This window comes from Streptomyces sp. NPDC001544 (assembly GCF_042894285.1).
GTDB lineage: Bacteria > Actinomycetota > Actinomycetes > Streptomycetales > Streptomycetaceae > Streptomyces.
In genome coordinates this window covers 146,562-173,439 of record NZ_JBIAVN010000007.1, presented here as the reverse complement: position 1 = coordinate 173,439, position 26,878 = coordinate 146,562, and the positions used below count along the sequence as shown (strand labels likewise).

27 protein-coding genes are annotated in these 26,878 nt (G+C 72.0%); 14 read left to right on the top strand and 13 right to left on the bottom strand.

Going from position 1 to position 26,878, the window contains the following annotated elements; all coding sequences use genetic code 11:
• Positions 1–12: 12 nt before the first annotated feature.
• The 3 genes from ACFY0F_RS20140 to ACFY0F_RS20130 all read right to left on the bottom strand — a co-directional run bounded on the left by ACFY0F_RS20140 (position 13) and on the right by ACFY0F_RS20130 (position 3,765).
• On the bottom strand, positions 13–2,112 hold the full coding sequence (locus ACFY0F_RS20140; protein WP_388795694.1) for an alpha-galactosidase: 2,100 nt from the start codon (positions 2,110–2,112) through the stop codon (positions 13–15).
• 85 nt (positions 2,113–2,197) lie between these two features.
• A complete protein-coding gene (locus tag ACFY0F_RS20135; protein WP_388795691.1) occupies positions 2,198–2,827 on the bottom strand; it encodes a dihydrofolate reductase family protein in 630 nt (209 codons plus the stop codon).
• Positions 2,828–2,949: 122 nt separating this feature from the next.
• Positions 2,950–3,765 carry an AIM24 family protein gene (locus tag ACFY0F_RS20130; RefSeq protein WP_388795688.1) on the bottom strand — a complete coding sequence of 272 codons (816 nt, stop codon included), beginning with the start codon at positions 3,763–3,765 and terminating at the stop codon, positions 2,950–2,952.
• A gap of 100 nt (positions 3,766–3,865) precedes the next feature.
• Here ACFY0F_RS20130 and ACFY0F_RS20125 point away from each other — a divergent pair, with 100 nt between their 5' ends.
• Positions 3,866–4,621: a 3-oxoacyl-ACP reductase family protein gene (locus ACFY0F_RS20125; RefSeq protein ID WP_388795685.1), complete on the top strand. Its 756-nt coding sequence runs from the start codon at positions 3,866–3,868 to the stop codon at positions 4,619–4,621.
• A gap of 64 nt (positions 4,622–4,685) precedes the next feature.
• Here ACFY0F_RS20125 and alc read toward each other — a convergent pair whose 3' ends face one another.
• Positions 4,686–5,801 (bottom strand): allantoicase, encoded by a 1,116-nt coding sequence (gene alc / locus ACFY0F_RS20120; RefSeq protein ID WP_388795682.1) that lies wholly within the window; start codon positions 5,799–5,801, stop codon positions 4,686–4,688.
• 45 nt (positions 5,802–5,846) lie between these two features.
• On the bottom strand, positions 5,847–7,184 hold the full coding sequence (gene allB / locus ACFY0F_RS20115) for an allantoinase AllB (protein WP_388795679.1): 1,338 nt from the start codon (positions 7,182–7,184) through the stop codon (positions 5,847–5,849).
• Between the two features lie 225 nt (positions 7,185–7,409).
• Between allB and ACFY0F_RS20110 the strand changes: the two genes are divergently transcribed.
• On the top strand, positions 7,410–8,186 hold the full coding sequence (locus ACFY0F_RS20110; RefSeq protein ID WP_388795676.1) for an IclR family transcriptional regulator: 777 nt from the start codon (positions 7,410–7,412) through the stop codon (positions 8,184–8,186).
• A gap of 14 nt (positions 8,187–8,200) precedes the next feature.
• On the opposite strand, the gene ACFY0F_RS20105 is transcribed toward ACFY0F_RS20110, so the two are convergent.
• Positions 8,201–8,488, bottom strand: coding sequence for a DUF5955 family protein (locus ACFY0F_RS20105; protein WP_388796242.1), 288 nt, complete (start codon positions 8,486–8,488; stop codon positions 8,201–8,203).
• Positions 8,489–8,692: 204 nt separating this feature from the next.
• On the opposite strand from ACFY0F_RS20105, the gene ACFY0F_RS20100 reads away from it, so the two are divergent.
• Positions 8,693–9,307: an NTP transferase domain-containing protein gene (locus ACFY0F_RS20100; RefSeq protein ID WP_388795673.1), complete on the top strand. Its 615-nt coding sequence runs from the start codon at positions 8,693–8,695 to the stop codon at positions 9,305–9,307.
• Positions 9,308–9,392: 85 nt separating this feature from the next.
• Positions 9,393–11,027, top strand: a complete 1,635-nt coding sequence (aceB, locus tag ACFY0F_RS20095; protein ID WP_388795670.1) for a malate synthase A — start codon at positions 9,393–9,395, stop codon at positions 11,025–11,027.
• A gap of 13 nt (positions 11,028–11,040) precedes the next feature.
• Here the strand turns inward: aceB and ACFY0F_RS20090 are convergent, their stop codons facing one another.
• Both ACFY0F_RS20090 and ACFY0F_RS20085 read right to left on the bottom strand, forming a co-directional pair.
• The gene (locus ACFY0F_RS20090; protein ID WP_388795667.1) at positions 11,041–11,955 is read right to left on the bottom strand and encodes a HipA family kinase; all 915 of its coding nucleotides are present in this window, start codon (positions 11,953–11,955) and stop codon (positions 11,041–11,043) included.
• Positions 11,956–11,975: 20 nt separating this feature from the next.
• Positions 11,976–13,460: an IucA/IucC family protein gene (locus tag ACFY0F_RS20085; protein ID WP_388795664.1), complete on the bottom strand. Its 1,485-nt coding sequence runs from the start codon at positions 13,458–13,460 to the stop codon at positions 11,976–11,978.
• A 106-nt stretch (positions 13,461–13,566) separates the two neighbouring features.
• Between ACFY0F_RS20085 and ACFY0F_RS20080 the strand changes: the two genes are divergently transcribed.
• The 3 genes from ACFY0F_RS20080 to ACFY0F_RS20070 are packed head-to-tail and all read left to right on the top strand — an operon-like array spanning position 13,567 to position 17,219.
• A complete protein-coding gene (locus ACFY0F_RS20080) occupies positions 13,567–15,129 on the top strand; it encodes an IucA/IucC family protein (RefSeq protein WP_388795661.1) in 1,563 nt (520 codons plus the stop codon).
• 9 nt (positions 15,130–15,138) lie between these two features.
• Positions 15,139–16,404: a VWA domain-containing protein gene (locus ACFY0F_RS20075; RefSeq protein WP_388795658.1), complete on the top strand. Its 1,266-nt coding sequence runs from the start codon at positions 15,139–15,141 to the stop codon at positions 16,402–16,404.
• Positions 16,404–17,219 carry a hypothetical protein gene (locus ACFY0F_RS20070; RefSeq protein WP_388795655.1) on the top strand — a complete coding sequence of 272 codons (816 nt, stop codon included), beginning with the start codon at positions 16,404–16,406 and terminating at the stop codon, positions 17,217–17,219. Before ACFY0F_RS20075 ends, ACFY0F_RS20070 begins: the two co-directional genes overlap by 1 nt.
• Positions 17,220–17,262: 43 nt before the next feature.
• Here ACFY0F_RS20070 and ACFY0F_RS20065 read toward each other — a convergent pair whose 3' ends face one another.
• Positions 17,263–17,892, bottom strand: coding sequence for a winged helix-turn-helix transcriptional regulator (locus tag ACFY0F_RS20065; protein ID WP_388795652.1), 630 nt, complete (start codon positions 17,890–17,892; stop codon positions 17,263–17,265).
• An 87-nt stretch (positions 17,893–17,979) separates the two neighbouring features.
• Here ACFY0F_RS20065 and ACFY0F_RS20060 point away from each other — a divergent pair, with 87 nt between their 5' ends.
• Entirely contained in the window at positions 17,980–19,188 is a 1,209-nt protein-coding gene (locus ACFY0F_RS20060) for a pyridoxal phosphate-dependent aminotransferase (protein ID WP_388795649.1), read from the top strand.
• Positions 19,189–19,204: 16 nt separating this feature from the next.
• Here the strand turns inward: ACFY0F_RS20060 and ACFY0F_RS20055 are convergent, their stop codons facing one another.
• A complete protein-coding gene (locus ACFY0F_RS20055; RefSeq protein WP_388795646.1) occupies positions 19,205–19,936 on the bottom strand; it encodes a DUF4097 domain-containing protein in 732 nt (243 codons plus the stop codon).
• A gap of 181 nt (positions 19,937–20,117) precedes the next feature.
• Positions 20,118–20,894, bottom strand: a complete 777-nt coding sequence (locus tag ACFY0F_RS20050) for a polysaccharide deacetylase family protein (protein WP_388795644.1) — start codon at positions 20,892–20,894, stop codon at positions 20,118–20,120.
• Positions 20,895–21,065: 171 nt separating this feature from the next.
• Between ACFY0F_RS20050 and ACFY0F_RS20045 the strand changes: the two genes are divergently transcribed.
• On the top strand, positions 21,066–21,530 hold the full coding sequence (locus tag ACFY0F_RS20045; RefSeq protein WP_388795641.1) for a VOC family protein: 465 nt from the start codon (positions 21,066–21,068) through the stop codon (positions 21,528–21,530).
• 19 nt (positions 21,531–21,549) lie between these two features.
• Here ACFY0F_RS20045 and ACFY0F_RS20040 read toward each other — a convergent pair whose 3' ends face one another.
• Complete coding sequence (locus ACFY0F_RS20040) at positions 21,550–22,008, bottom strand: ATP-binding protein (RefSeq protein WP_388795638.1); 459 nt, start codon at positions 22,006–22,008, stop codon at positions 21,550–21,552.
• A 154-nt stretch (positions 22,009–22,162) separates the two neighbouring features.
• Here ACFY0F_RS20040 and ACFY0F_RS20035 point away from each other — a divergent pair, with 154 nt between their 5' ends.
• Together ACFY0F_RS20035 and ACFY0F_RS20030 are read left to right on the top strand one after the other, a co-directional pair.
• The gene (locus ACFY0F_RS20035) at positions 22,163–22,987 is read left to right on the top strand and encodes a helix-turn-helix transcriptional regulator (protein ID WP_388796239.1); all 825 of its coding nucleotides are present in this window, start codon (positions 22,163–22,165) and stop codon (positions 22,985–22,987) included.
• Complete coding sequence (locus ACFY0F_RS20030) at positions 22,987–23,190, top strand: DUF397 domain-containing protein (protein ID WP_388796236.1); 204 nt, start codon at positions 22,987–22,989, stop codon at positions 23,188–23,190. The genes ACFY0F_RS20035 and ACFY0F_RS20030 overlap by 1 nt, the downstream gene beginning before the upstream one ends.
• Here the strand turns inward: ACFY0F_RS20030 and ACFY0F_RS20025 are convergent.
• Positions 23,184–23,672 (bottom strand): HIT family protein, encoded by a 489-nt coding sequence (locus ACFY0F_RS20025; protein ID WP_388795634.1) that lies wholly within the window; start codon positions 23,670–23,672, stop codon positions 23,184–23,186. The two genes, ACFY0F_RS20030 and ACFY0F_RS20025, sit on opposite strands and share 7 nt — an antisense overlap.
• A 105-nt stretch (positions 23,673–23,777) precedes the next feature.
• Between ACFY0F_RS20025 and ACFY0F_RS20020 the strand changes: the two genes are divergently transcribed.
• The 3 genes from ACFY0F_RS20020 to ACFY0F_RS20010 all read left to right on the top strand — a co-directional run bounded on the left by ACFY0F_RS20020 (position 23,778) and on the right by ACFY0F_RS20010 (position 26,852).
• Positions 23,778–24,365, top strand: a complete 588-nt coding sequence (locus tag ACFY0F_RS20020; protein ID WP_388795631.1) for a histidine phosphatase family protein — start codon at positions 23,778–23,780, stop codon at positions 24,363–24,365.
• Positions 24,366–24,609: 244 nt separating this feature from the next.
• The gene (gene uppS / locus ACFY0F_RS20015; RefSeq protein WP_388796233.1) at positions 24,610–25,335 is read left to right on the top strand and encodes a polyprenyl diphosphate synthase; all 726 of its coding nucleotides are present in this window, start codon (positions 24,610–24,612) and stop codon (positions 25,333–25,335) included.
• A 107-nt stretch (positions 25,336–25,442) separates the two neighbouring features.
• The gene (locus tag ACFY0F_RS20010; RefSeq protein ID WP_388796230.1) at positions 25,443–26,852 is read left to right on the top strand and encodes an oxygenase MpaB family protein; all 1,410 of its coding nucleotides are present in this window, start codon (positions 25,443–25,445) and stop codon (positions 26,850–26,852) included.
• Positions 26,853–26,878 lie beyond the last annotated feature (26 nt).

The window sequence follows — 26,878 nt, the reverse complement described above, 5'->3', positions numbered from 1 at the left end:
TGGTGGGGACGGTCACGTGTGCGGGGCCAGCCGGAGGAGCACGGCCGTGTCGGGGCGCGGAAGGCTGACGGTGAGTTCTCCCGCGGCCTCGTTCCACTCCGTTTCCGCGTCGGCTGTCCCCGGATGGAGCACGATCGGGCGCAGGGGAACGCCGCGCAGGTGGGGGATGGTGAGCGTGCGGTGTCCGGGGCCGGGCCCCCTTCGCCACACCGTGAGGAGGGTGGACTCGCGGCCCCGCAGTCCGTGCGCGATCCAGGCGTCCTCCCAGGCCGGCAGGCCGAGCGGCCAGATGGGACGGGCGCGGGGGATGTCCGGCCGGATGTCCTTGTACACGCGGACCGCCGCGCGTACGAGGTCCAGCTGGGCGTCGTCCATGCGGTCGAGGAAGCCGGAGAGATGGATCCGGCCCAGCAGGGCCCCGGTGAGGGTGAAGGCGATCCGGTCGGGGGTGTCGCCGGGCTGGGGGTAGGCCCACACGGCCGCCTGCTCGGGCGTGACGGCGGTGGCGGCCGCGGCGGCGATGGGCGGGTAGCGCAGGGGGTCCTGCTGGTCGCTGGTGGACTGGAGCTGGGCTACGGCCAGTTGCGCGTAGTCCATGCGCAGGCCGCCGGAGCCGCAGTTCTCCAGGACCAGGCCGGGGTGCCGGTCCAGCAGGGCGGACATCCAGTCGAGATGGGCACGATGGTGTCCGAGCAGTCCGGCGCCGGGGCTTTCGAGGCCGCTCTGCGTACCGGGGCCTGTGTTGATGTTGTAGTCGAGTTTGAGGTAGCCGACGCCCCATTCGCCCACCAGCCGGTCCACGACCGCGTCGAGGTGCGCGCGGGCCGCGGGGTGGCGCAGGTCCAGGTGGTGCCGGCCGTGTTCGGTGACGCGGATGCCGCCGCGCCGGAAGAACGCCTCGGGCGGCAGGGTGCGGGCCAGCGGGCTGCGTACGCCGACGACTTCGGGTTCGAGCCACAGTCCGGGGGTCATGCCGTGCCGCCCGATGGCGTCCAGGACCTCCTGGATGCCGCCGGGGAAACGGCCGGGGGCGGGCTCCCAGGCGCCGACGGCGTCCCACCAGCCCTGGGCGTCGTCGTCGTACCAGCCCGCGTCGACGACGAAGACCTCGGCGCCGGCCGCTGCCGCCGCCTCGATGAGCGGCATCAGCTTCTCGGTGGTCGGGTCACCCATGAGGGTGTTCATGTAGTCGTTGTAGATCACCGGGAGCGTCCTGTGGTCGGGGTGCTCGCGGCGGATCCGCCTGCGGTAGCCGGTGAGTTCACCGAAGGCGGCGTCGAGGCCGCCCCGCCCGGTCCGGACGAGGACCGCGGGGACCGTGTGGAACTCCTCGCCGGGTGCGAGGGTGTGGTGCCACTGGTGGTGGGCGTCGTCGGGACCGGACAGGGCGACGTAGGCCGCGCCTTCACGTTCGCCGGTCTCGAACCGCCATCCCGCGCTGGACTCGATCTGCCAGAGCCAGGCGCCGCCGTCCCGGTCGGTCAGCGCGCCGACGGGCAGGTGGCGGCCGGTCGACCAGCTGCCCTGCGAGGAGCGCTCGAAGCAGCCGCGCCCCTCGTGCCCGTGGGCGGACCTGTTCAGCGGGACGACCTGGTCGCGGAAGGCGGTCCGGCGCCAGCGGCATTCGGCGAGCCAGTCGTTGTCCGCCCAGTGGAGCATCAGGCCGTCGAGGCCGCCGTCCTCGTCGGTGATGCCGCCGAGGGTCAGGGTGGTCACGCTCTCCAGCCGCAGCGGTGTGCCGCCCTCGTTGGCGAGGCGCACCCGGGAGCGCAGGAAGCCGGCCCCGGGGCGGACCTCGAACACGACGTCGGCGGCCAGACCGGTCAGGGCGTCCGCCAGCCGGATCGTCGTCCGCTCCATGCCCCCGTCCTGGACGGTCGCATGGTCCTGGTAGGTGAGGCGGTCGCCGATCGCGGTCTCGATGAAGCGCTCCCCCGACCACAGGCGGCCGTGGCCGGTGGCGGTCGCTTCGACGAGGGGGACCAGGCGCGCCCAGTCCTGGTCGGGCCGGCCGAGCCTGACCGAGCCGGTCGCGTCCACGACGGCGTGCAGCCCGAGCTCCGGATGCGACCAGAGGCGGGATCTCTCGACTGTTCCGACGGCAGCGGTCAAGGCTTTCGCCCCTTCTGGGATGGTTCGGTTCGTGGCGGTGCCACCGGTGCGCCGCCGGGTCTCCAGGTGTACTGTCCCGGCACACCTAGGGGTGCTCGGGGAGTTCGTAGGAGCCGTACTCGGGACGTCCGGCGAAGTCGTACGACTGGATGCAGACGCCCGCGGCCGTCGCGCGCCCGCCTGTGTGCCGGAAGGCGGTGGGGACGGCGCCCTCGGGGAAGAGGCGGCGGCCGGCGCCCAGGACGACGGGGAAGGTGAGCAGATGGATGGTGTCGGCCAGGTCGAGGGCGAGCAGGGACTGCACGAGGGCGCCGCTGCCGTGGACCTGCAGTTCGCCCTCGGTGCTCTCCTTGAGGGCGGTGACCTCTTCGGTGAGGTCGCCGGTGAGCGTGGTGGTGCGGGACCAGCCGGAGGTGTCGAGGTCCGTGGCGGAGACGACGTACTTCGGCAGGCCGTTCAGCCGGCCCGCGATCGGGTCGTGCGGGTCGGTCACCTTGGGCCAGTAGGAGGCGAAGATGTCGTAGGTGCGGCGGCCGAGGAGGAACGCGCCCGCCCGGCCGAAGACCTCGGTCATGAACCGGCCGAAGTCCTCGTCCCCGTACGGAACGCTCCAGCCGCCCTGCTCGAAGCCGCCGCTGGGGTCCTCCTGGGGGCCGCCGGGCGCCTGGTAGACGCCGTCGAGGGTGACGAACGTGGTGACGACGAGCTTGCCCATGTCGGGTGCCTTCTTCCTGGGGTCGGGTCAGCTGTCATCACTGCAGACCGCACCGGGGCCCGCAACTCGTCACTGCGCCGTCCGGGTCTCACCCGGCGTTTCGTCGGGACGCCGTCCGGCTCTCACCCGGCGTGCGTCGAGAACAGTCCGCCGGTCGGGCCCTGCTTGTCGCCGCCCTGGGCCTTCTTCAGCGCGTTGGCGAGGCCCTCGATGGTCAGGGACTGCAGGATGACCCGGCCGCTGCCCTCCAGGGTGGCCAGGGACAGGCCCTCGCCGCCGAAGACGGCGTTCATGATCCCCTGGCGGTTCAGGCCGCCGACCCGCTGGACGCCGTACCGGATGCCCTCCTCGAAGGCGACGACACAGCCGGTGTCGACCTCGATGCGGCCGCCGAAGTCGGCCGGGTCGAGGTCGATGAAGTTGCCCGCGCCGGCGATGATCACCGTTCCGTACCCGGTGAACTTCTCCAGGACGAAGCCCTCGCCGCCGCTCGTCCCGGTCCGTCCGCCCTGGAAGGCGATACCGAAGTCGACGGTGGACTCCGCGGCGACGAAGGCGTCCTTCTCCGCGAACCACGCGCGCGTCCCGTCGAGTTCCAGGGCACGCATCTCACCGGGCAGCACGCCCGCGAAGCCGACGGTGCCCTGTCCGCCCTGAGCGGTGAAGTACTGGAACGCCGCCGACTCGCCGGCCAGCATGCGCTGGCCGACCTGCATCGCGGTGCCCATGGCCTGGCGCAGCACGCCGCCCATGCCGCCGCTCCCGCCGCCCTGGGCCCGGCCACCGTTCTCCGACGGTCCGCTCAGGCGGGTCTCCATGGTCACGTTGGCCGTCTTGAACAGGAACTTCCCCGCCTCGCAGTACACGGTCTGGCCGGGGCTGAGGCTGACGACCGCCATCTGCATGGCGTTGCCGACGATTTCTTGCTGAAGGGTCACGACGGGAGAACGCGAGAGGTGGAGGGAAGAGTTCCGGCCACGCGAGATCGGTGTCCGATCACCGCCAGCGGTTTCCCGTCGGGACCACTGGGATGGACCCATGACATCCAAGACCACGCAGCACGAAACCCTGAACGGCAAGGTGGCCCTGGTGACCGGCGGCAGCCGGGGCATCGGCGCGGCCACGGCCCTGCGGCTCGCCGGTCAGGGCGCGGACGTCGCCGTGACGTACGTGAACGGCAAGGAGGCGGCGGCCGACGTCGTACGGGCCGTCGAGGCGCTCGGGCGCCGGGCGGTGGCCCTGCGCGCGGACTCGGCGGACCCTGAGGAGGCGGCGGACGCGGTGGAGCGTACGGCACGGGAGCTGGGCGGGCCGGACATCCTGGTGAACAACGCGGGCATCGGGGTGCTCGGCCCGCTGGACGGCCTGTCGCTCGCCGACGTGGACCGGGTACTGGCCGTCAACGTGCGCGGGGTGTTCCTGACCTCCCGGGCGGCCGCCGCGCGCATGACGGCCGGGGGCCGGATCATCACGATCGGGACGTGCATGTCGCAGCGGGTGCCGGGGCCCGGCGGGACGCTGTACGCGATGAGCAAGTCGGCGCTGATCGGGCTGACCAAGGCACTGGCCCGGGAGCTGGGGCCGCGCGGGATCACGGCGAACATCGTCCATCCGGGGCCGATCGACACCGACATGAACCCGGCGGACGGGCCGTACGCGGCGGGTCAGGCGGAGATGACGGCGCTGGGCCGGTTCGGGCGGGCGGAGGAGGTGGCGGCCACGGTCGCCCACCTGGCCGGAGCCGCCTACGTCACGGGTGCCGAGTACTCCGTGGACGGGGGGCACGCGGCGTGAACCGGGGGCGCTGAACGGCCACGTCCGCAAACGCCGGACGGGCCGAGGTTTCCTGGTCCGGCGTTCAGCCGCCCAGCTCCTGGTGGCGCGCCGTCAGCTCCGTCGCCCCCTTCTCCGTCAGTGAGCCGAACAGCCGCAGCCGGGAGATCCCCCCGTCCGGGTATATGTCCACGCGCGCGTGCGTGCCGACCGCGGGGGCCGGGAGGACGAAGCGGTGGTCGGTGTCGGGCTGGAGGCGGGTGCGGGGCAGGGCTTCGTGCCACTCGCCGTCCTCGCCGTCCTTGAGGGAGACGGATGCCCAGCCCGCGCTGTTGCCCTTCAGATACGCCGTGTCGATCTCGACGGCGCGGATCTGCGCCTGGGCGGTCAGCCGGTAGCGGATCCAGTCGTTGCCGCGGTCGCGGCGGCGGCGGGTCTCCCAGCCGTCGTCCATCTTGTGGGAGCGGCCCGGCCGGATGGTGTTGGCGGCCGGGGAGTAGAAGAGGTCGGAGGCGTCCTCGACCCGGCCGCCGTTCTCCAGGGCGACCACGTCGAAGGTGCCGAGGACGCGCAGCCACTTCGGGTCCGGGACGACCTCGCCGTACACGCGCAGCCGGGCGATGCCGCCGTCGGGGTGCTGGTTGACCCGCAGATGCGTGATGCGCTGCTCCACGGACACGGCGAAACCGTTCGCCGCGTGGCCGCCCACCGGGGTGCGCGGGACGAGCGTCGTCCACTTCACGTCCGCGGACAGCAGGTGCTCCGGGGACGGGGAGCCGGGCACCGAGGCGCCCTCGATCGACACCGCCTGCGGGTAGTTGCCCCGGAAGTGGGCCGTGTCGACGACGATGCCGCGGACCACGCCGGGCGCGCCCAGGCGGACCAGCGCCCAGTCGTGGTCCTCGGCGGTGGGCCAGGGCCGCTCGGCCGAGACACCGCGGCGGCGGCGGGTCTCCCAGCCGTCCATGATCTTGCCCTTGTGCCCGAAGCGTTCGGGGTCGAACTCGGCCCGCCCGGGCAGCAGCAGGTTCTCCCGCTGGGCGAAGAACTCGTCGCCCGCAGCGATGACACCGGCGCCGAGCCGCCGGTCGGCGAGATCGGTGTGGTGGGTGAACGGGAAGTCGGCGGTGCGGTAGTCCGCGTAGGGGTCACCGCCCCGGTAGGGGTGCGCGTCGCCGGTGAAGAGGGCAGTCGCCGTCACGTCGATCAGGGTTCCTTTCGGTGCCGGCCGCCGGTGCGGGCGGGATCAGCGGGGACGGGTCAGCAGTCGGCCCTTCGGCTCGGTGAACTCGCCGTCGTGGAAGATGCGTTCGCCGCGCAGCCAGGTGGACTTCACCACGCCGCGCAACGTCCGGCCCGTGTACGCCGTGACGGGGTTGCGGTGGTGCAGGGCCGCGGGGTCCACGGTGAACGTCTCGTCGGGGGCGAGGACGGCGAAGTCGGCGTCGCGGCCGGCTTCGACGGCCCCCTTCCGGTCGAGGCCCACGAGGGCCGCCGTGCGGGTCGACATCCAGTGGACGACGTCCGCCAGGCCGTGACCGCGCCCGCGCGCCCCGGTCCACACGGCCGCCAGGCTCAACTGGAGGCCGGAGATGCCGCCCCAGGCGGTGGCGAAGTCGCCGGTCTTCAGGTCGGCGGTCGACGGCGAGTGGTCGGTCACCACGCAGTCGACGGTGCCGTCGGCCAGTGCCTGCCACAGCAGGTCCTGGTTGGCGGCCTCACGGATGGGCGGGCAGCACTTGAACTCGCTCGCGCCGTCGGGGACCTCCTCGGCGGTCAGGGTGAGGTAGTGGGGGCAGGTCTCGGCCGTGACGCGGACGCCGTCGGCCTTGGCGGCGGCGATCAGCGGCAGTGCGTCGCCGGAGGACAGGTGCAGCACGTGCACGCGCGCGTCCAGGCGCCGGGCCTGGTCGATCAGGCTCGCGATGGCCGTGTCCTCGGCATGGCGCGGCCGGGAGGCGAGGAAGTCGGCGTACCGGGGGCCGCTCCGCTGCGGGGCGGCGTCCAGGTGGCGCGGGTCCTCGGCGTGCACGACGAGCAGCCCGCCGAACCCGGCGATCTCGGCCAGCGACCGGGCGAGCCCGTCCTGGTCGAGGTGGGGGAACTCGTCGACACCGGACGGGGACAGGAAGGCCTTGAAGCCGAGGACGCCGGCTTCGTGCAGCGGGCGCAGGTCGTTGACGTTGTCGGGCAGGGCGCCGCCCCAGAAGCCGACGTCGACATGTGTCCTGCCGGCGGCGGCCCGTCGCTTCGTGCGGAGGTGGTCGACCGTGGTGGTCGGCGGGAGGGAGTTGAGCGGCATGTCGACGAGGGTGGTGATGCCGCCGGCCGCCGCCGCGCGCGTGGCGGTCCAGAAGCCCTCCCACTCGGCGCGGCCGGGATCGTTGACGTGCACGTGGGTGTCGACCAGCCCGGGGAGCAGGACGTCGTCGCCGAAGTCCTCCAGGACGGCCCCCTCGGGCAGGGGCTCGTCGTGGGGCAGGACGGCCGTGATCGTGCCCCGGGCGATCGCGACCGAGGCCGCGCGCGTTCCCTCGGGGGTGACCACGCGTGTCGAGCGCAGCACCAGTTCGGTCTCGGACACCCGGACCCCTCTCCGTCGCCGCCCACTCCCGGGAAAACGGGATGTACACCCACGTAACGCTCTTCAACTTTCTGTTGAAGGAGTCTTCACTCCCGTCCCACCTCAGTCAAGAGGCACACTGCTGTCCGGCGCCACCGGCCCGGCCGGTCTGGACTGTTCCGCAACACGGAATTAATGTTCCGGAATACAGAAACGCCGTTCCAAGCCGCCCGAAGGGAACACCCCGTGCCGCCGTCCAGCGCCACCGGCTCCGCCAAGTCCGCGAGCGGCGGGGTCCAGTCCCTCGAGCGCGCCTTCGACCTGCTGGAGCGGATGGCGGACGCGGGCGGCGAGGTCGGCCTCAGTCAACTGGCGGCCGGCAGCGGGCTGCCGCTGCCCACCATCCACCGCCTCATGCGCACGCTCGTGGCCTGCGGGTACGTACGCCAGCAGGCGAACCGGCGCTACGCCCTGGGGCCGCGCCTGATCCGCCTGGGCGAGTCGGCCTCCCGGCTGCTCGGCACCTGGGCCCGCCCCCACCTCGCCCGTCTGGTCGAGGAGACCGGCGAGACGGCGAACATGGCGCTGCTCGACGGGGACGAGATCGTGTACGTGGCGCAGGTGCCGTCGAAGCACTCGATGCGCATGTTCACCGAGGTGGGACGGCGCGTCCTGCCGCATTCGACGGGTGTGGGCAAGGCCCTGCTCGCCGGACTCCCGGACGACGAGGTGCGCGCCCTGCTGGCCCGCACCGGCATGCCGGCCGCGACGGAGAGGACCATCACCACGCCGGAGGGCTTCCTGGCCGCCCTGGCGGACGTGCGCCGCCAGGGCTACGCGGTCGACGACAACGAGCAGGAGATGGGGGTCCGCTGCCTCGCGGTCTCCGTCCCCGGCTCCCCCACCGCCACCGCCGTCTCCATCTCCGGCCCGGCCGGCCGGGTCACCGAGGCGGCCACGGAGCGGATCGTGCCGGTGCTGCGGCAGGTCGCGGCGGAGCTGTCCCGGTCCCTGTCGTCCTGAGCGGGACCCGGACGTCAGGCGCGCGGGGCCTCACCGAACAGGTCCACGGCGTCGCGGACCTCCGACAGCCCCCGCGAGAGGGCGCTGACGGAGCCGACCGCGCTGGCGATCAGTAACAGGGAGCGGCGCAGCCGCGGTATCTCCGGCACGCCGCCGGACGCCATCGCGGCCAGCGCGGCGAGTTCGTCCTCGGCGATCGCCCGGTCGGGGAACTCCGCCGGGTGTGCGGCGAGTTCACGCCGCAGCCGGGACACCGCGGTCCGCAGTCCTGTCACTCTCGGATCCTCGTCGCTGCCGGTCACTGGCGTCTGCCCCAAGCTCCGCAACACAGCCCTCCCCCTCGCGCTCCAGCGTGCGCCCGCGCTTCCCATGTCCCCGGCGTACGCCCCCCGCGGCACTGGACGCGGGCCAGTAAACGCCAACCGGTGCGGGCTGCGCCAGCGTGCGGACCGAAATTCAGCCCTTGGAAACCGGCCGCTCCCCTCGATGTCGGGTATCCAGGACGCATGACGGAGAACCACCACCGGGTCGCCGGACTGCTGCTGGCCGCGGGCGGCGGGAGACGGCTGGGCGGACACCCCAAGGCGCTGCTCGAACACCGGGGCGGGCTTTTGGTGGAGCACGCGGCCGGAGTCCTGCGCGCGGCCGGCTGCGCACGCGTGCACGTGGTCCTGGGGGCCGGCGCGGACGTCGTACGGCGCCGGGCGGACCTGCCCGGATGCGTGCTCGTCGACAATCCGGCGTGGCAGGAGGGCATGGGGACGTCGCTGCGGGCGGGGCTGGAGTCGCTGGCCGGCAGCGGCGCGCGGGCCGCGCTCGTCCTGCTCGTCGACCAGCCGGGCATCGGGCCGGAGGCGGTCCGGCGGGTGCTGGGCGCCTACCGGGACGAGACCTCGCTCGTCTCGGCGGCGTACGACGGCGCGCGCGGCCACCCGGTACTGCTCGGCGCGGCGCACTGGGCGGGCATCGTGGCGACCGCGACGGGCGACCAGGGGGCGCGCGCGTATCTGCGGCAGCGTTCCGGGGCCGTCGGGCTCGTCGAATGCGGGGACGTGGCACGGCCGTACGACATCGACACGGAGGCCGACCTCGCCCGCCTCGAACGACCAGCGGATCATTGAGGTTCCACCATGAGGAAACTAGTATCCACTTCCCAGAAGGTCGCTCGTCGTCTCAGCTGGTTCCACCTGAAGGAAGTGACAGCTCATGTCCGCACCAGCGCCGTCCGGGCCGGTCGTCGTCGACGCTGAACCCCTGCCCCGGCAGGAGGAGGTCCTGACCGACGCGGCGCTCGCCTTCGTGGCCGAACTGCACCGGCGGTTCACCCCGCGCCGCGACGAGCTCCTCGCCCGCCGCGCCGAGCGCCGCGCCGAGATCGCCCGCACCAGCACGCTCGACTTCCTGCCCGAGACCGCCGCGATCCGCGCGGACGACTCCTGGAAGGTGGCCCCGGCCCCCGCCGCCCTCGAAGACCGCCGGGTGGAGATCACCGGCCCCACCGACCGCAGGATGACCGTCAACGCGCTCAACTCCGGGGCGCGGGTCTGGCTCGCCGACTTCGAGGACGCCTCCGCCCCCACCTGGGAGAACGTGGTCCTCGGCCAGCTCAACCTGATCGACGCCTACACCCGGAAGATCGACTTCACGGACCCCGCATCCGGCAAGTCGTACGCGCTGCGCCCCGACGAGGAGCTGGCGACCGTCGTGATGCGTCCGCGCGGCTGGCATCTGGACGAGCGTCATCTTCTCGACGCCGACGGCCGCCGGATCCCCGGCGCGTTCGTCGACTTCGGGCTGTACTTCTTCCACAACGCCCGGCGCCTGCTCGACCTCGGCAAGGGTCCCTACTTCTACCTCCCGAAGACCGAGTCGCATCTGGAGGCCCGCCTCTGGAACGACGTGTTCGTCTTCGCGCAGGACTACACCGGCGTCCCGCAGGGCACCGTCCGCGCCACCGTCCTGATCGAGACGATCACGGCCGCGTACGAGATGGAGGAGATCCTCTACGAACTGCGCGACCACGCCTCGGGGTTGAACGCGGGCCGCTGGGACTACCTGTTCTCCATCGTCAAGAACTTCCGGGACGGCGGGCCCAGGTTCGTTCTGCCGGACCGGGGCGCGGTCACGATGACGGCCCCGTTCATGCGGGCGTACACCGAGCTCCTCGTCCGCACCTGCCACCGGCGCGGCGCGCACGCGATCGGCGGCATGGCGGCGTTCATCCCCTCGCGCCGCGACGCGGAGGTCAACAAGGTCGCCTTCGAGAAGGTCCGCGCCGACAAGGACCGCGAGGCGAACGACGGCTTCGACGGCTCCTGGGTCGCCCACCCCGACCTGGTGCCGATCGCCATGGAGTCCTTCGACAAGGTGCTCGGCGACCGGCCGCACCAGAAGGACCGGCTGCGCGAGGACGTCCACGTCGAGGCGGCCGACCTGATCGCGATCGACTCCCTGGACGCGCGGCCCACGTACGACGGCCTCGTCAACGCGGTCCAGGTGGGGATCCGTTACATCGAGGCGTGGCTGCGCGGCCTAGGCGCGGTCGCCATCTTCAACCTCATGGAGGACGCCGCCACCGCCGAGATCTCCCGCTCGCAGATCTGGCAGTGGATCAACGCGGGGGTCGAGTTCGAGCACGACGGGACCACGGTGCGGGCCACACCGGAGCTGGCGCGCGAGGTCGCCGCGGCGGAACTCGCCGCCATCCGCGCGGAGACCGGCGAGGAGGCGTTCGCGGCCGGGCACTGGCAGCAGGCCCACGACCTGCTGCTGAGGGTCGCCCTCGACGAGGACTACGCGGACTTCCTGACGCTGCCGGCGTACGAGCAGCTGACGGGCTGACCTTTCCGGCGGCTCACCCCAGGTGGACCGACCAGTCCTGTTCCGCGGCCGGCTTGCCGTGCAGGTCGGGGACCCGCTTGAGCCAGTTCGGCCGGCCCTGCTGGGTGCGTTCCGCTCGGAGTGCCTCCTCCGCGGCGAGTTCCGCCCGGGTGGGGAAGCCGGTCGGCAGCCAGGCCGCGGAGGCCCGCACACGCGCGTGGAGGTGGTCCACGTACGCCGCCCGGACGTCGTCCGGCGTCGCGAAGCCCTCCTCGCCGGCCAGCCAGGCGTCCGGGACCTCGGCCACGACGTCCCGCAGCAGCTCCCGGGTGACCTTCCCGGCGAGCTCGGCGTCGGCGGCCCGCACGTCGGGGGCGTAGCGGCCGAGCGCGTGGTGGCGGAAGTCGTACGCCTTCGCGGGGTCGGAGGCACCCCAGCGGTGGTGGAAGATGAGCGCGGCGCCGTGGTCGATGAGCCACAGGCGCGGCGGGACCGTCCCGAGGGTCGGCCAGACCATGAGGTTGGAGCTGTGGACCGTACGGTCGACGTTCACGGTCAGGGCGTCCAGCCAGACGATCCGGCCGGCCTCGACCGGGTCCACCGGGAAGGTCTCGGCGACCTCGGGGGTGAAGTCCCTGGCGCCGGGCAGGTAGTCCATGCCCAGGTTGGTCCCGGCGCTGGCGCCGTGCAGTTCCCGCACCTCCTGGTGGGGTTCGTGGGCGGCGATGGCCGGATCGAAGTGGACGAGGACGAGTTCGGGGAAGCGCAGGCCCAGGGCACGGGCCAGTTCCCCCACGATCACCTCGGCGACCAGTGCCTTGCGGCCCTGCGCGGAGCCGGTGAACTTCACGACGTACGTGCCCAGGTCGTCGGCCTCGACGACTCCGGGGACGGAGCCGCCGGAGCGCAGCGGGGTCACGTATCGAACAGCAGTCACGTCGCGCAGCACACCGGCCAGGGTAGTTCAGATCATGTGCGCGCCAGCGGGTTGGGCAACGGCAGATAGCGGGCGTCCGCGCCGTCCGCTCCGGTCCAGCGCAGCAGCAGGTTGGTCTTGCCGGGCAGGGTGGGCGAGGCGAGCAGCGCGGGGATCTCCGGCAGGTCGTGGGCGGCGAGGGCGCGGCGGGCGGCGGGCCAGGGGTCCAGGCCCGGGTGGTGCTCGGCCAGGGCGGCGGCGATCTCGGTGAGGTGGTTGACGACGAGGCAGTACACCAGCCGTTCCCAGCCGGCCGCGCGGGAGACGTCGGGCAGCAGTTTGACGCCCTCGGCGTCCCGGAACAGCGCCTGGACGGGCGTGCCGGAGGCGTCGACGGCGACCAGGGTGTTCTGCAGGTGTGCCTCCAGCACCACGCCGTGCTCGGCGAAGGCGGTCAGGGCCGGGGGGACGACCTGGCGCAGGTAGGCCTCCCACCAGGCCTCCGGGTCGGCGGCGTGTGCGAGGGGGTTGCCGTCGAAGCCCTCGACGAGTCCGGCGGCGAGCAGCGGGGTCGCGCCGGGGAGCAGGTGGTCGCGCAGGCCGTCACGGACCAGGACGGCGAGTTCCTCGAAGGCGAAGGCGGCGGTGCGGTAGCCGCGGTCGCCCATCCAGGCCGCCGGGCCGGTCCACGCGGTGAAGGCGTGGGTCACGGCCGTGTCCGCGCGGCGCAGTCTCACCAGGTCGTGACGCCACAGGCGGCGGATGTCGTTGGTGATGCGCACGTCCAGGCTGAACTTCAGGTGCAGGTCGCGACGCGGCTCGTAGACGGTGCGCACCGCCGCCGTCGGCCAGACCGGGAACGAGGTGGTGCCCAGGCGGATCAGGCGGCCGTCGGCGAAGGCCGGTTCGAGGCCGGAGCCGGTGAGGTCGAGCTGCCAGGGATGGGCGGGCAGCAGCCGGTAGCCGGGCGGGGCCGTGCCGAGGGTGTCCAGCGCGGTGGTGTCGCCCTCCTCGGCCACCTGGTCCTCGCGCACGCCGAGCAGCACCAGGGGGAACCGGGCGTGTGCCTCCGGGGCGTAGGGCAGCCAGGCGGTGACGGGGCCCCCGCCGCGCGCCTTGGGCGCGGGGTGGTGAGGATGGCCTGTGATGAGGGACTGTTCCGAACACAGATACGGGTCGGTGGGCGGCGCCGTCCGGGCGCGCGCGGCGAGCACCGCGGCGACCGCCTCCCGGCTGTCGATCATCTCCGTGGGCAGGTCGTCGTTGGTCAGTCCGGTGTGCCGGCGCAGTTCCTCGGCGACCAGTTTGACCAGCTCCGGGTGGCCGACAGGCCGCCAGGTGTCCTCGTTGCGCACCTCCGGCTCGGCGGGCCGCCGCTCGCCGCGCACCCGCAGCAGGCGGCCGGTGCCGGGCAGCCGGTACACCCGCCGCTCCCCCGTCGTGGCGAGCGGTTCGGCGACCTCCCGCAGCAGGCAGTTCAGCAGGGGTGCGGACGCGTACGCGTCGGCACTGGGGTGCATGTGGTCCACGCGGTCCATTCGTTCTTCGTGCGGGGGCGGCTTAGCCCTGGGGGCCGATCGCGATCAGTATGTCTGTCGTTCCTGGCATTCCCGCCCGTCCTACCCCGTACCCGAGGAGCCGACCGTGTACCGCCCGCCCGTCTCCCCCCACCCCCCTTCCGAGGAAGGCCCTTCGGGCTCCCCCGCCGCCGAGGCCGAGGTGGCCGAGGAGCTGGCCGCCGTCCGGCCGGAGCTGGTGCCCCGGTACACGGCCGCGCTGCCGGGTGCGCGGGCGGCGGTGCTGACCCGCCTGTGGCGGGCGCTCGCGCACGAGCCGCTGCCCTGGGTCACCCGCCGGACGGGCGGGCCTGGGGGCGTGACGCTGTCGCTGGCCGACGGGCGGGAGCTGCACGGCCCGCACGCGGATCCGTACGCGACCGACGCGTACGCCGGCGTCGTCCACCTCGACGGTGCGGCCTACGACGACCCGGCCCGGCTGATGACGGACCTCGCGGTGCCGCACTCCACCGCCTTCGCCGCCGAGCTCGGGAACAGTGCCGCGTCGATGGCGCTCTCCCGGGCGGGGGCGCCGGACCCCTCGGGGGGTCGGCCGGAGCAGGACTGGGAGTGGGAGCAGCGAGTGGTCGACGGGCACCCCTTCCATCCCAACTGCCGTTCCCGGCCGGGTTTCTCGGTGGCCGAGCAGCTCGCCTACGCGCCGGAGCACCGGCCGGTGGTGGAGCTGGGGACGGTCCCGGTCCCGGCGCGGGAGTGCCTGGTGGCCGGGGCATGGCCGGACGAACTGCGGGACGGGGAGCGGCTGCTGGTGCCGGTGCACCCGTGGCAGGCGGCGCACGTGCTGAAACGGCCCTGCGACGCCTGGGCGGACACCCGTCCCCTGATGTCGCTGCGCACCCTGGCGCTGTCCGGGGCGGTGCACGTCAAGACCGCGCTGAGTGCCCGGCTGACGTCCTCGGTGCGGGACATCTCGGCGTACTCGGTGGAGGTGTCGGCGACGCTGTCGGCGTTCGCGGAGGATCTGGCGGCCCGTACGGACGGCCTGCTGCACGTGACGCGGACCCTGGGCGCGGTGACCGCCGGCTCCCCCGACCTCGCGGCGGTGCTGCGTGAGTCGCCGCAGGTGTACGCCGCCGCGGGCGAGCACGTCCTGCCGGTCGCCGCCCTCGCCGGCACCGGTCTGCCCCGCTCCCCGGCCTGGCTGGCCGGCTTCGCACGCCTCGCCCTCCGGGTGGGGCTGCGCCTGCTGGAGCTGGGCGTGGCCCTGGAGGCCCACGGCCAGAACCTGCTGGTCGTCCTGGCCCCCGACGGCAGCCCCCGGCGCCTGGTCTACCGCGACCTGGCCGACATCCGGATCAGCCCGGCCCGGCTGGCCCGTAGCGGTGTGCGAGTGCCCGGTCTGACGGGCCGGCTGATCACCGATGACGACACGGCCCTGCGCCGCAAGCTGTTCGGCTCCCTGGTGGCCGGCGCCCTTGCCGGGACGGCCGGTTCCGGCCCGGCCCTGGGCGCGGCGCTGGAGGCGGCCGTACGGGATCTGACGCCTGGTCCGGACGTGACGGCCCTGTGTGAAGAGCCGGTGCCGGCCAAGGCGTTGACGCTGATGCGGTTGTCCCCCCGGACGCCCGGCGACCAGTGGGCGACCCTGCCCAACCCGGTCGTTTTGGAGCACGGCACCAGAGATCAATAAGATCCGCCGATGATCAGAAGACAACGGCTGGCGGCAGGGGTCTGTGCCCTGCTCGCCGCGCTGACGGCAGGGCTCGCTTTCCCCGCCGGGGCGGTGGCCGACGAGACGGACGACAAGGCCGCTCCCAAGGTGGAACTCGTGCTGGACGTCAGCGGTTCCATGCGGGCGAGGGACATCGACGGCGGGTCGCGGATGGCCGCGGCGAAGCAGGCGTTCAACGAGGTGCTCGACGCGACGCCCGAGGAGGTCCAGCTCGGCATCCGCACTCTCGGCGCCAACTACCGCGGCAACGACCGGAAGACGGGCTGCAAGGACACCGCGCAGCTCTACCCGGTCAGCACGCTGGACCGCACCGAGGCGAAGACCGCGGTCGCCACTCTGACGCCGACCGGCTGGACCCCCATCGGTCCCGCCCTGCTGAAGGCGGCCGGCGACCTCGACGGCGGTGCCGGTACCCGCCGGATCGTCCTGATCAGCGACGGCGAGGACACCTGCCAGCCGCTGGACCCGTGCGAGGTGGCCCGCGAGATAGCCGCCAAGGGCATCGGGCTGACCATCGACACGCTGGGGCTGGTGCCCGACGCCAAGACCCGTGAGCAGCTCAGCTGCATCGCGGACGCCACCGGCGGCACCTACACCGACGTGCGGCACAAGGAGGAACTCAGCGACCGCGTCGGTCAGTTGGTGGACCGGGCGGCCGATCCGGTGGTGACGCCGGTGGCCACCGAGGGTGCGCAGCAGTGCGCGAGCGCGCCTTCGTTGAAGTCCGGCCTCTACACGGACCGCGAGGAGTTCGGGCAGCAGCGCTGGTACAAGGTGGACGTCGACCCCGGCCAGGAGCTGCGCGCCTCGGTGAGCGTGGCCGACGACCGGGCGACCAACCCCGACTACGGGGTGCTGCTGCGGGCGGTCACGGTGCACGGCCGCGAGATCGTGCGCGGCGAGGCGGCGGGCAACGGCCGTACGGACGTGATCTCGACGGGGCTGCGCTACCCGAAACAGGAGAGCGACGACGACACGGCGACCGCCGAGACGGTGTGTCTGCAGGTCACCAACTCCTACTCGGCGACCGCCGGAGTGAAGACCACGCCCGGTATGCCGCTGGAACTCACCGTCGACGTCGTGGACGGTCCGGACAAGGCGAGCGACGTGGCCTCCTTCGGTCTCGGTCGCGGCTGGTGGCTGCTCGGCGTGCTGGTGCTCATCGGCTTCGTCGCGGGTCTGCTGTGGGGCTGGCTGTCGCGCTGGCGGGTCGCGGTCTGGAGGACGAACTGATGCGCATCACACGTGTACTGAGTGCCGCGTTGCTGGCCCTCGGGGCCGCTGCGGGCCTGGCCGCGGGCCCCGCCGTCGCCGACTCCTCGCCGTCCCCGAGCGCCTCGGACGACAGCAAGGCGCCCACCCAGGCGGGCACCTCGTTCCGTACGGCGACCGAGATCGACCAGGGTGAGCAGGCGACCGCCAGCGGTTCCACCGGCGACTACCTGTACTGGTCGTTCCCGGCCGACTCCGGTCAGCGTCCCACCGTGAAGGCGACGGTGAAGCTGCCCGGCACGCAGGCCGCGCAGACCTGGCAGATCGACGTGTACGACGGTCTGCGCCGCCGCCAGTCCTGCCAGTACGGCGCCCAGACCCGTACCGCCGCGCAGGGCGCCTCCTCCGTGGACCTGGCCTGCGTGCTGCGCACGGTGCGCGCCTGGTCGGAGCCGTGGGCGAACGACCCGCTGCCGGGGACGTACTACATCCGGCTGACGGTCCTCGACCTGGGCTCCTCCGACCTCGGCAAGCCCGTGAGCGCCGAGGTCCGCGTCGACTCCAAGGACATCGGCGGCTCGGCCGCGGTGGACGGCTCACTGGGGAAGCCGCTGGTCCCCGGGATCGCCGCCAAGTCGCAGGGGGACGAGGACGGTTCGGGGAAGTCGGCGGTGCTGTCCGCCGTCGAGCCGGACGACGGCTGGTCCTCCGGCTGGTGGTCCGACCGCTGGGTGTGGACCGCGGTGGGCGGCGTGCTGGCCGCGCTCGCCGGTATCGGCGGGTACGCGCTGACCCGCGGCTCGGGCCGGCCCCCTGGGGTGCCGCCGAACGCCTGATCCACCCGGGAGGGCCCGCCACCGGCGGGCCCTCCGCTGTTTCTCACGCCTCCCGCAGCGCCTTGGCCACCGCGCCGTCCCCGGTCACCTCGACCCGCCCGTCCCGCACCGCCTCCCGCAGCCCCAGCTCGCCGCGCGCGAGGGCCGTGCAGGTCGCGGCGTCCGTCACGAGCCGGGCGTCGGGCTCGCCGGGAGCCGGTCCGTCGCCGTACACCGGCCCGTCCCCGGCGCCGGGGTGCAGGTGGAAAACACCTTCGTCCAACCGGACTTCGACGAGCCCCGTCTCCCCCTCCAGCTCCCGCGTCAGCGGCAGCGCGAACCAGTGGGCGCGCACCGCGTCGGTGGGCCGCCGCTCCCCCAGCTCGGGGCCGCCCCACTCGCCCAGCGCCTGCAGCACCGGCAGCAAGTCACGTCCCCGCCGGGTGAGTTCGTACACGTAGGCAGCTCCCGGCGGAGGCAGCCGGCGCCGTGTGGTGAGCCCGTCGCGCTCCATGTCCTTCAGCCGGGAGGCCAGTACGTCCGTGCTGACGCCGGGCAGGTCGGCGTGCAGGTCCGTGTAGCGGCGGGGCCCGGCGAGCAGCTCCCGGACGATCAGCAGGGTCCAGCGGTCGCCCACGAGGTCGAGGGCGCGGGCGGCGGAGCAGTACTGGTCGTAGCTTCGGCGAGGTGACATGTCCCGCAGTCTAGACATGTCGTTGGACTTTCCAAGCGGGGACTTGGTAAAACCAAGCAACACACCGAACCGGAGGGGCGAGCGCGCATGGAGTTCCGGCAGTCGAACAAGCTCAGCGAGGTCTGCTACGAGATCCGCGGCCCGGTGATCGAGCAGGCCGACGCGCTGGAGGCGGCGGGGCACAGCGTGCTGCGCCTGAACACCGGCAACCCCGCGGTCTTCGGCTTCGAGGCGCCGGAGGAGATCCTCCAGGACATGATCCGCATGCTGCCACAGGCCCACGGCTACACGGACTCGCGCGGCGTCCTCTCCGCCCGCCGTGCGGTCGCCGGGCGTTACCAGGCCCTCGGCCTGGAGGTCGGCGTCGACGACGTGTTCCTCGGCAACGGCGTCTCCGAGCTGGTGTCGATGGCCGTACAGGCCCTGGTGGAGGACGGCGACGAAATCCTCATCCCGGCGCCGGACTTCCCCCTCTGGACGGCGGTCACCACCCTGGCCGGCGGCAAGGCGGTGCACTACCTCTGCGACGAGCAGGCCGACTGGTACCCGGACCTGGACGACATGGCGGCGAAGATCACCGACCGCACCAAGGCCGTCGTCATCATCAACCCGAACAACCCCACCGGCGCGGTCTACCCGAAGGAGATCGTCGAGGGCATCCTCGACCTCGCCCGCCGGCACGGTCTGATGGTGTTCGCCGACGAGATCTACGACCAGATCCTGTACGACGACGCCGTGCACCACTCGGCCGCCGCGCTCGCCCCCGACCTGGTCGTCCTCACCTTCTGCGGCCTGTCGAAGACCTACCGGGTGGCGGGCTTCCGCTCCGGCTGGCTGGTGGTGACCGGCCCGAAGCAGCACGCCAAGGACTACCTGGAGGGCCTGACCATGCTGGCCTCCATGCGGCTGTGCGCCAACGCGCCCGCGCAGTACGCCATCCAGGCCGCGCTCGGCGGGCGGCAGTCCATCCGCGAACTGACTTCGCCGGGCGGGAGGTTGTACGAGCAGCGCAACGTGGCCTGGGAGAAGCTCAACGAGATTCCGGGCGTGTCCTGCGTGAAGCCCAAGGGAGCGCTCTACGCCTTCGCCCGCATCGACCCCAAGGTGCACCCCATCCACGACGACGAGAAGTTCGTCCTGGACCTGCTGCTGCGCGAGAAGATCCAGGTCGTCCAGGGCACCGGCTTCAACTGGCCCACGCCCGACCACTTCCGCATCCTCACCCTGCCGTACGCGGACGATCTGGAGGCGGCGATCGGGCGGATCGGGCGGTTCCTGAGCGGGTACCGGCAGTAGCCGGGCCGGCGGGCCGTCATGCGGACTTGACCGTGATGTCTCCGTCGGATGTGCTCAGTTCCAACGCGTACGTGGCGGACGGGTCGGTGGGCACGGAGATGTGAGGGCTGCCGTCGGTGACGTTGGTGGACACCCGATAGGGGCCGGTGGGCGCGGTGACGGTGACGTCACCGTCGGAGGTCTTCACCCACACGTTCTGCGCCACCGCCGGGCTGATGGAGACCGAGCCGTTGGACGTCCTGGCCCTGACCCCGCCGCCTCTGAGGCCCTTCGCCTCGACCTCGCCGTTCGAGGTGCGCAGGTCGACCGGCCCGGTCGCGCCGTCCACGGTCATGTCCCCGTTGCTGGTGGACACCTTCACCTCGCCCACGGCGGACAGGTCCACGTCTCCGTTCGTCGTCGAACCGGTCACCGGCAGGTCCGCCGGCACGTCGACGGTGTAGTCCACCGAGCAGTGCCGACCGCAGCCGGCGAGCACCAGGACACCGTTCTCGACACGGTAGGTCGGTGACGTCGGCTTGTCGCCCCGGTAGGTGACCTTGCGGTGGACCGACACCTTCGTGGCGCCCTCGGTGCCGCGCACCACGAGCCCGCCGTCCTGGTCGTCCAGTCGCACCCCGGTGATCTTCCCCGACACGGCGTGGTCGTCCTTGAAGGTCTTGTCGTCGAGCGCACCGCACGCCCCGAGTGCTCCTGTCGCGATCATGGTCACGGACGCAGCCGCGAGTAAGCGGAGCCGCTGGTGCATGAGTGTCTCCCCGTGTGCGCAAGTCGCCGAGCGCGTCGGCGGTGTGGTCGATTCACCAGGTCGGACTCATGATCGAATCCGCCGTCGCGGCGACGCTACAGCGCTCGTGGCGAGCCCCGCCATGGGGATATCCCCCCATGTGGCGAGGGCTCATGAGGCGAACGCCGCGCAGGTCGGTCGGTCACCTGTAGATCTTTCCGGGCTCGGCCTTGGACGGAGCGAGCAGCTGGGAGACGGTCACGAAGGTGTAGCCCTGCTTGCGGAGCGCCTTCAGGATGGAAGGCATGGCCGGCACGGTGCCCTTGTGCAGCGGGTGGAGCAGGATGATCCCGTCGCGGCCGGCGCCGTCGAGCACGCGCTTGGTGATCAGCGCGGAGTCGTCCGTCTCGTAGTCCTTCGCGGTCACCGTCCACAGCACCTGCGCCATCCCCATTTCCTTCGCGATCTTGGAGACGCGGTCGTCGGTGCGGCCCTGGGGCGGGCGCATCAGCGTCGGCTCACTGCCGGTGATGCCGGAGATGGCCCGTGCCGTGCGGCGCAGCTCGTCGCGGATCTGCGCGTCGGAGACATCGGTCAGTACCGCGTGCGTCCAGGTGTGGTCCCCGATCTCGTGGCCGTCCTTGGCGATCCGCCGCACCACATCCGGGAACTTGTGGATGCGCCGGCCCTCCAGGAAGAACGTCGACGGCGCCTTGTACTTCTTCAGGAGGTCCATCAACCGGTCGGTGGGTTCGCCGGGGTTGCCGTCGAAGGTGAGCGCGATGCACTTGACCTTCCGGCAGTCCGACTGCCCCGCCGGTATGCCTGCCGAAGGCGCGGCCCGGTCACGCTCTTCGCGCGGAGAGAGCGTCTCCATCTTGTTCGCCTGGATGACCATGACGACGGTCACCGTCACGGCCGCCACAACGGCCAGGGTCAGGAGTATGAGCAGGCGAGGCCGTCTCTTCCAGATGTTCACGTCAAGGAGAAGATCTCAACACCGGAAGGGTTGCCCAGCGGCCTCGATAGTGAGGCAGGACACGCGACCTGGAAGCGGCGATCGGGCGGATCGGGCGGTTTCTACGTGGTTGTCGGCAGTGGCGGAACGGCAGTTGACCTCAAGCGTGCTTGAGGTTCTACGGTCAGAGCCATGACAGAGATCGTTCCCCAGCGTTACCACCGCTCGGTGGTGCCGCACATCATGGTGTCCGACGCGGACGCCGCCATCGCCTTCTACGCCACCGCCTTCGGGGCGGTCGAGGAGTTCCGGCTCGCCCATCCGCAGGGTGGGATCCTGCACGCCGAGATCCGGATCGGTGAGTCCGTGCTGATGCTCGGCGATGTCTCGGAAGGGCCGTTCACCGCTCCGGCCGCGCTCGGTGGCACCTCGGTCGCCCTGCACGTGTTCGTACCCGACGTGGACGAGCTGGCGAAGCGGGCGGTGACGGCGGGCGCCGAGCTGGTCCAGGCACCCGCCGACCAGTTCCACGGCGACCGTACGGCGATCCTGCGGGACCCCTACGGCCACCTGTGGGTGTTCCTGACCCACCTGGAGAACCCGTCGGAGGAGGAACTGCTCCGCGGCCCGGCGGCGTCCGACCACGGCCGCCCGTAGCAGGCCGGCGGCACGGCGGTCAGTCCAGGGCGACCTCACACCAGACCGTCTTGGTGTACGGGTCCTGGCAGGTCGTGCCCCAGTGGGTGGACAGCGCCTCGACGAGGAGGAGGCCCCGGCCGGACTCACTTTCCGAGGAGGCCGGCGGGAGGGCTCCGGGGGCGGGTGGACGGCGGTCGGCGCGGGCGTCGGTCACCTCGATACGGAGCGTGGGGCCCTGCGGGTGGAGGGTGATCCGCAGCCGGAAGTCCCGGCCCGGCACCCGGCCGTACACAACGGCGTTCGCGGCGAGTTCGGCCACCAGCAGCATCGCCGTGCGGTGGGCCTCGCAGTCGTACGGCCAGCCCCATGCATGGAGCCGCTCGGCCGCGAGTTGGCGGGCGAGACGGGCGCCCTTGGGGGTGGCCGAGAGGCGGATGGTGAAGTGGTCCACGGGGACTGTGCGTTCATCCGTTGCGGGGGCGAAATCGGCGTTCATGTCGCCCAGAGTGGTCGGCTCTCCCTACCGTGAACAGCAACGACGGCAGTACGCAGCGTTGCTGTCCGGTCACCGTCCGGGCTTGTCCGGAGGATGCCGCGTGACGCTGCGGGCCTGCGGGGCGTTGGGTACCGGCGGCACGTGGAGGTGGGCTGTGGAGTCGAACGGCGGCGAGGACGAGGAGTCGGCGGCCGTACTGCGGACGGTCGGCAAGGTCGTCAAGATGTGGCGGGAGCGGAAGGCGCTCACCCAGGCCGAGTTGGGGGCGGCCATCGGGTACAGCGAGGAGCAGGTGTCCTCGGTCGAGCGGGGGCGGCGGGCGCCGAAGCCGCAGTTCCTCGAGGCGGCCGACCGGGTGCTGGACGCGGGCGGGATGATCGCGGGGCTGAAGAAGGACGTGGAGGAGGCCCGGTACCCGAAGAAGGTGCGGGATCTGGCGAAGTTGGAGGGGGAGGCGGTTGAGTTGTGCGCCTACGCCAACTCCGTTGTTCACGGCCTGCTTCAGACGCCGGAGTACGCGAGGGCGCTGTACGCGGTGCGGCGACCTCCCTACGACGAGGAGGAGTTGGAGCAGCTTGTCGCCGCGCGCATGGCTCGCCAGGAGATCTTCGATCGGCGGCCCGCTCCCGTCTTCAGCTTCGTGCAGGAAGAAGTAACGCTGCGCCGCCCCATCGGAGGCAGAATGGTGATGCGGAAGCAGCTAGAACATCTGTTGGAGTACGGCCAGCGGCGGAACGTGGAGATTCAGGTGATGCCCACCAACCGCGACGACCACGCCGGTCTCGCGGGATCACTGCAACTACTACGGCTCAAGGAGGGAGACACCGTGGGGCACAACGAGGTCCAGCTCACCAACCGGCTGATCTCCCACCCCAGGGAGATTCAAATCCTTGAGATCCGCTACGGCATCATCCGCGCCCAGGCTCTCACTCCCCGTGAGTCGCTGGCCTTTGTCGAGAAAGTGCTGGGAGAAACATGATGACCAACCCCTCACCGGGGAACGGTTCCGCGCTGGAGTGGTTCAAGAGCAGCTACAGCACGAACGACGGCCCGGAGTGCGTCGAGGCCGCCTTCGCCCCCGGCACCATCCACATACGGGACTCGAAGCACAGGCAAGGCCCCCAACTCGCCTTCGGCCGTCAGGAGTGGGCCGCCTTCCTCTCGTACGCCACCGATCACTGACCCTCAACCTGCCGACGGTGCCGGTCCAGTTCCTCACCGATGGCCGTACGCAGCGCGTCGTGACGGGGGCCGAGCCGGTGGCGCTCGTCGCTCCACGTCCCGCGTGGGTACAGCCACACCGGAAGCCGGACCAGGTCGGCCGGCTCCCATTCGTAGCGCGGCCACACGTGCGCGTGCAGGAAGTCGTCGGTGTTGCCGAGGATCTCCAGGTTCACGCGCCGGAAGGCGGGGTCCAGCCGTCGGCAGGCCCGCTCGACGGCCTCGCCGAGCCGGTCCATGTCCGCCAGGAAGTCCCGGCGCCGGTGCCTGGGCAGGTCCGACAGCCGCCGCACCGCCGGGTCGTCCGCCAGCAGCACCGTGTACCCGGGCAGGAACTGGACGTCGCCGATCACGGCGAAGCCCGCGTCCAGGCGCCGCAGCACCGTGGGGTTCTCGCCCCGGAGGGCGCTGCCGATCCGGTCGTTGCGCCAGCCGTCGCTCATGACCTGCGACCTTATCGGGCCGCGACGGCCGTCTGGCCCAGCCGGACCTGCGGTTCGCGGGTGGCCGTGGCACCGTGCTGGCAAGCGAGCGGGAAGGGCGCGGGCGTGGGTGATCTCTTTCTCGTCCGGCACGGTGAAACCGAGTGGTCGCGGTCCGGGCGGCACACCGGGTGGACGGACGTGCCCCTGACCGGGCAGGGGCGGGAGGAGGCCCGGCGGCTGATGCCGTTGGTCCGGGAGCTGCGGATCGGGGCGGCGTTCGTCAGTCCGTCGCGGCGGGCGCGGGAGACCGCCGAGCTCATCGGGGTGGATGACGCCCGTGTCGATGCCGATCTTCGGGAGTGGGACTACGGCGGCTACGAGGGTGTGACCACCCCGGAGATCCAGCGCACCCGGCCCGGCTGGTTCCTGTTCACCGACGGGGTGGCGCCGGGGCCGCCCGAGCACCCCGGTGAGACCCCGGAGCAGGTCGGGGAGCGCGCCGATCGGATGCTGGCCAGGGTGGACGCCGCGGACACCGACGTGCTGCTGGTGGCGCACGGCCACTTCCTGCGGGTCCTCACCGCCCGCCGTCTGGGGCTGCCGCCGCAGGCCGGGGCGCTGTTCCAGTTGGCGACCGGGACGCTGTGCCGGCTGGGCACGGAGCACGGGCGGCCGGTGATCGCGGGATGGAACATCAGGCCGCAGACTTAGAGTGCCGCCGAACCCCTGGCTGATGTACCTGGCGCGGCACGCCTCGGCAACCCGGGTTTGGTTCGGCGCTCGGCTTGACGGCGCCGGCCCGGACAGATGCACCAAGGGTGAAACCGCGCGACTTGCCCGTTCCGCAAGGGCGGGTGCTGACACTCTGCTGACGGGGATCGGTCAGCCCGGTGTGCCGCGCGGTCGCGGGGCGCGGGTTGCCACACGGGGCGGCGGACATGCTGAGGGGGACGGCGTGAAACGGGCGCGCGAAGTGCCGCGTCACGTGGCATGCGTGATGGACGGGAACGGCCGGTGGGCGGCGCAGCGGTCGCTGCCGCGCACGTCGGGGCATCGTGCCGCGGAGACCACGGTGATCGACGTCATCGAGGCGGCGAGGTCGGCGGGTGTCGAATGGCTGAGCCTGTACGCCTTCTCCACCGAGAACTGGCGCCGGCCGAGCGCCGAAGTCGACTTCCTCATGCAACTGGTGCGCCGCGTGGTACGAAAGCACGCTCCGCTCCTGCACGCGCGCGGGATCCGCTGCCGCTTCCTGGGTGTCACGGACCCGCGGATTCCCCCGGTACTGGCCCGGGACTTCGCCGACCTGACGACTCTGACCGGTGACAACCGGGGCATGACGCTGACGGTCGCGTTCGATCACGGGGGGCGCAGGGACATCGTCGAGGCCGCGCGGTCACTGATCGACAGTGGAATACCGGCCGACGCAGTGACCGAGCAGAGTTTCGCCGCCCATCTGCCCTTCCCCGACACGCCCGACGTCGACCTGGTCATCCGGACCTCGGGTGAACAGCGCATCTCCAACTTCATGCTCTGGCAGGTCGCCTACGCCGAGTGGATGTTCCCGCCGGTGCTGTGGCCCGACTTCCGCGCGCCGCACTTCCTTCAGTGCCTGCACATGTACCGACAACGCGATCGTCGCTTCGGCGGCGTGCTGCCGAACCAGAACGGAGAAGCGTGACCGTGAGCAACGCAGACGGCGGCCACCCCAGCAGCGGAACCGGCGCCGGCGCCACCGACCAGGGGAGCGACTGCCAGGGGCGGGACACCGCCCAAGGCGCGAAGCCCCTGTTCGGCCCGGGCTCGCAGTTCGGCGAGCTCTTCAACGACCCGCGCTGGGCCCTGGCCATGATCCGGGCCACCGTGCTGGAAGCCGCTCACCCGCAGGTCGGCGCGGCCCTGCTCGACAGCTCCACCTTCGTCGCCCATCCCTGGCGCCGGCTGCGCAACACCCTCCTGAGCATGCGGCGCATGTTCGGCGCCGACGACCACGTGCGGCTCAGGGAGGCGGCCCGGCTCAACCGCCTGCACGGGCGGCTGAACGGCACCGACGCACGAGACCGGCCCTACGACGCGATGGATCCGGGTGTGCGGGCCTGGGTGGTCGCGACGCTGTTCGAGAGCACCGTCACCATGTGCCGGCTGAGCGGACAGCCCCTCGAACAGGCCGTCATGGAGCGGCTGTACCGCGAGTTCCACGCGTTCCTCGCCGTGTTGGGGGACGCTCCCGGTCAACTACCGGACAACCTGCACGAGTTCTGGCAGTACTACGACCGTGTGGTCGAGGAGGAGCTGGAGAACACGGAGGCGATGCGCGTCATCCTCTACAAGCTCTTCGACCACCTCCCGGCTCCGCCCCTGCTGAGCGGCCTGCCCACCCTGTGGGCCACGGGCCGCGCCCTGGCCGGCCCGGTCATCGGGGCGATCACTGTGGCGTCCCTCCCGGAGCCCTTCCGCCGACGGGCCGGACTGCCGGAGATGCCCGGCGCCCAGACGCTGATGCAGGGTGCCTACCTGGCCGTCGGCCTGACCCGTTTCCTCCCCGAGGACTGGGTCCGGCCCGAACGTATCGCCGACCTGCTGGCCCTCTCCCCCGGAAGTGACGACCCGCGAGCAAGGACGCTCAGCGCCCTGGCCGACCGGATGAAGCGAGCCGGAGCCCTGCTCAGGCTCATCACCCCCCTCTCGACGCCGCCGGAGCCCGCGGCACGAACCGGGGCGCAGCGCAGCGCACAGGAGTTCTTCCACGAGGTCCTGGACCAGACCGGCGACGGCTATGTGACCTGGCCGGACCTCGCCGCCATGGCCCGTGAGCTGTCCAGCCGCCTCGACCTGGACGAGCCCGAGGAAACCAGGCTCTACAACGCCTACGCCGACTGGTGGCGTGAGCTCCAGGCGGACCTCGACGCCGACGGCGACGGCCGTATCAGCGCGCAGGAGTACGCCGAGGCTGTCCCGTCCCTGGCCGGGCCCGCGCTGATCAGAGTGGCCGAGGTCCTCTTCGACGTCACCGACGTGGACGGCAACCAGAGCATCGACGCGGACGAGTACCGGGCGCTGTTCCGGACGGCGTTCCACCGCGACACCACCGGCTCCGACGGAACGTACACCCGCGGCGCGTTCGTCAAGGACTTCCTGTCCTTCATGTCCGGCGGGAAGCGTTCGACCCCTTACGACCCGCTGCTGGCGGAAGCCTGACCACGGGTCGGGCCCGCGCCGGTACG

Coding starts and splice junctions, on each gene's coding strand:
- ACFY0F_RS20135 (WP_388795691.1), bottom strand. CDS start 2,827: ATGGGCAAGCTCGTCGTCACCACGTTCGTCACCCTCGACGGCGTCTAC.
- ACFY0F_RS20125 (WP_388795685.1), top strand. CDS start 3,866: ATGACATCCAAGACCACGCAGCACGAAACCCTGAACGGCAAGGTGGCC.
- ACFY0F_RS20100 (WP_388795673.1), top strand. CDS start 8,693: ATGACGGAGAACCACCACCGGGTCGCCGGACTGCTGCTGGCCGCGGGC.
- aceB (WP_388795670.1), top strand. CDS start 9,393: ATGTCCGCACCAGCGCCGTCCGGGCCGGTCGTCGTCGACGCTGAACCC.
- ACFY0F_RS20085 (WP_388795664.1), bottom strand. CDS start 13,460: ATGGACCGCGTGGACCACATGCACCCCAGTGCCGACGCGTACGCGTCC.
- ACFY0F_RS20075 (WP_388795658.1), top strand. CDS start 15,139: ATGATCAGAAGACAACGGCTGGCGGCAGGGGTCTGTGCCCTGCTCGCC.
- ACFY0F_RS20070 (WP_388795655.1), top strand. CDS start 16,404: ATGCGCATCACACGTGTACTGAGTGCCGCGTTGCTGGCCCTCGGGGCC.
- ACFY0F_RS20065 (WP_388795652.1), bottom strand. CDS start 17,892: ATGTCACCTCGCCGAAGCTACGACCAGTACTGCTCCGCCGCCCGCGCC.
- ACFY0F_RS20060 (WP_388795649.1), top strand. CDS start 17,980: ATGGAGTTCCGGCAGTCGAACAAGCTCAGCGAGGTCTGCTACGAGATC.
- ACFY0F_RS20055 (WP_388795646.1), bottom strand. CDS start 19,936: ATGCACCAGCGGCTCCGCTTACTCGCGGCTGCGTCCGTGACCATGATC.
- ACFY0F_RS20045 (WP_388795641.1), top strand. CDS start 21,066: ATGACAGAGATCGTTCCCCAGCGTTACCACCGCTCGGTGGTGCCGCAC.
- ACFY0F_RS20040 (WP_388795638.1), bottom strand. CDS start 22,008: ATGAACGCCGATTTCGCCCCCGCAACGGATGAACGCACAGTCCCCGTG.
- ACFY0F_RS20030 (WP_388796236.1), top strand. CDS start 22,987: ATGACCAACCCCTCACCGGGGAACGGTTCCGCGCTGGAGTGGTTCAAG.
- ACFY0F_RS20025 (WP_388795634.1), bottom strand. CDS start 23,672: ATGAGCGACGGCTGGCGCAACGACCGGATCGGCAGCGCCCTCCGGGGC.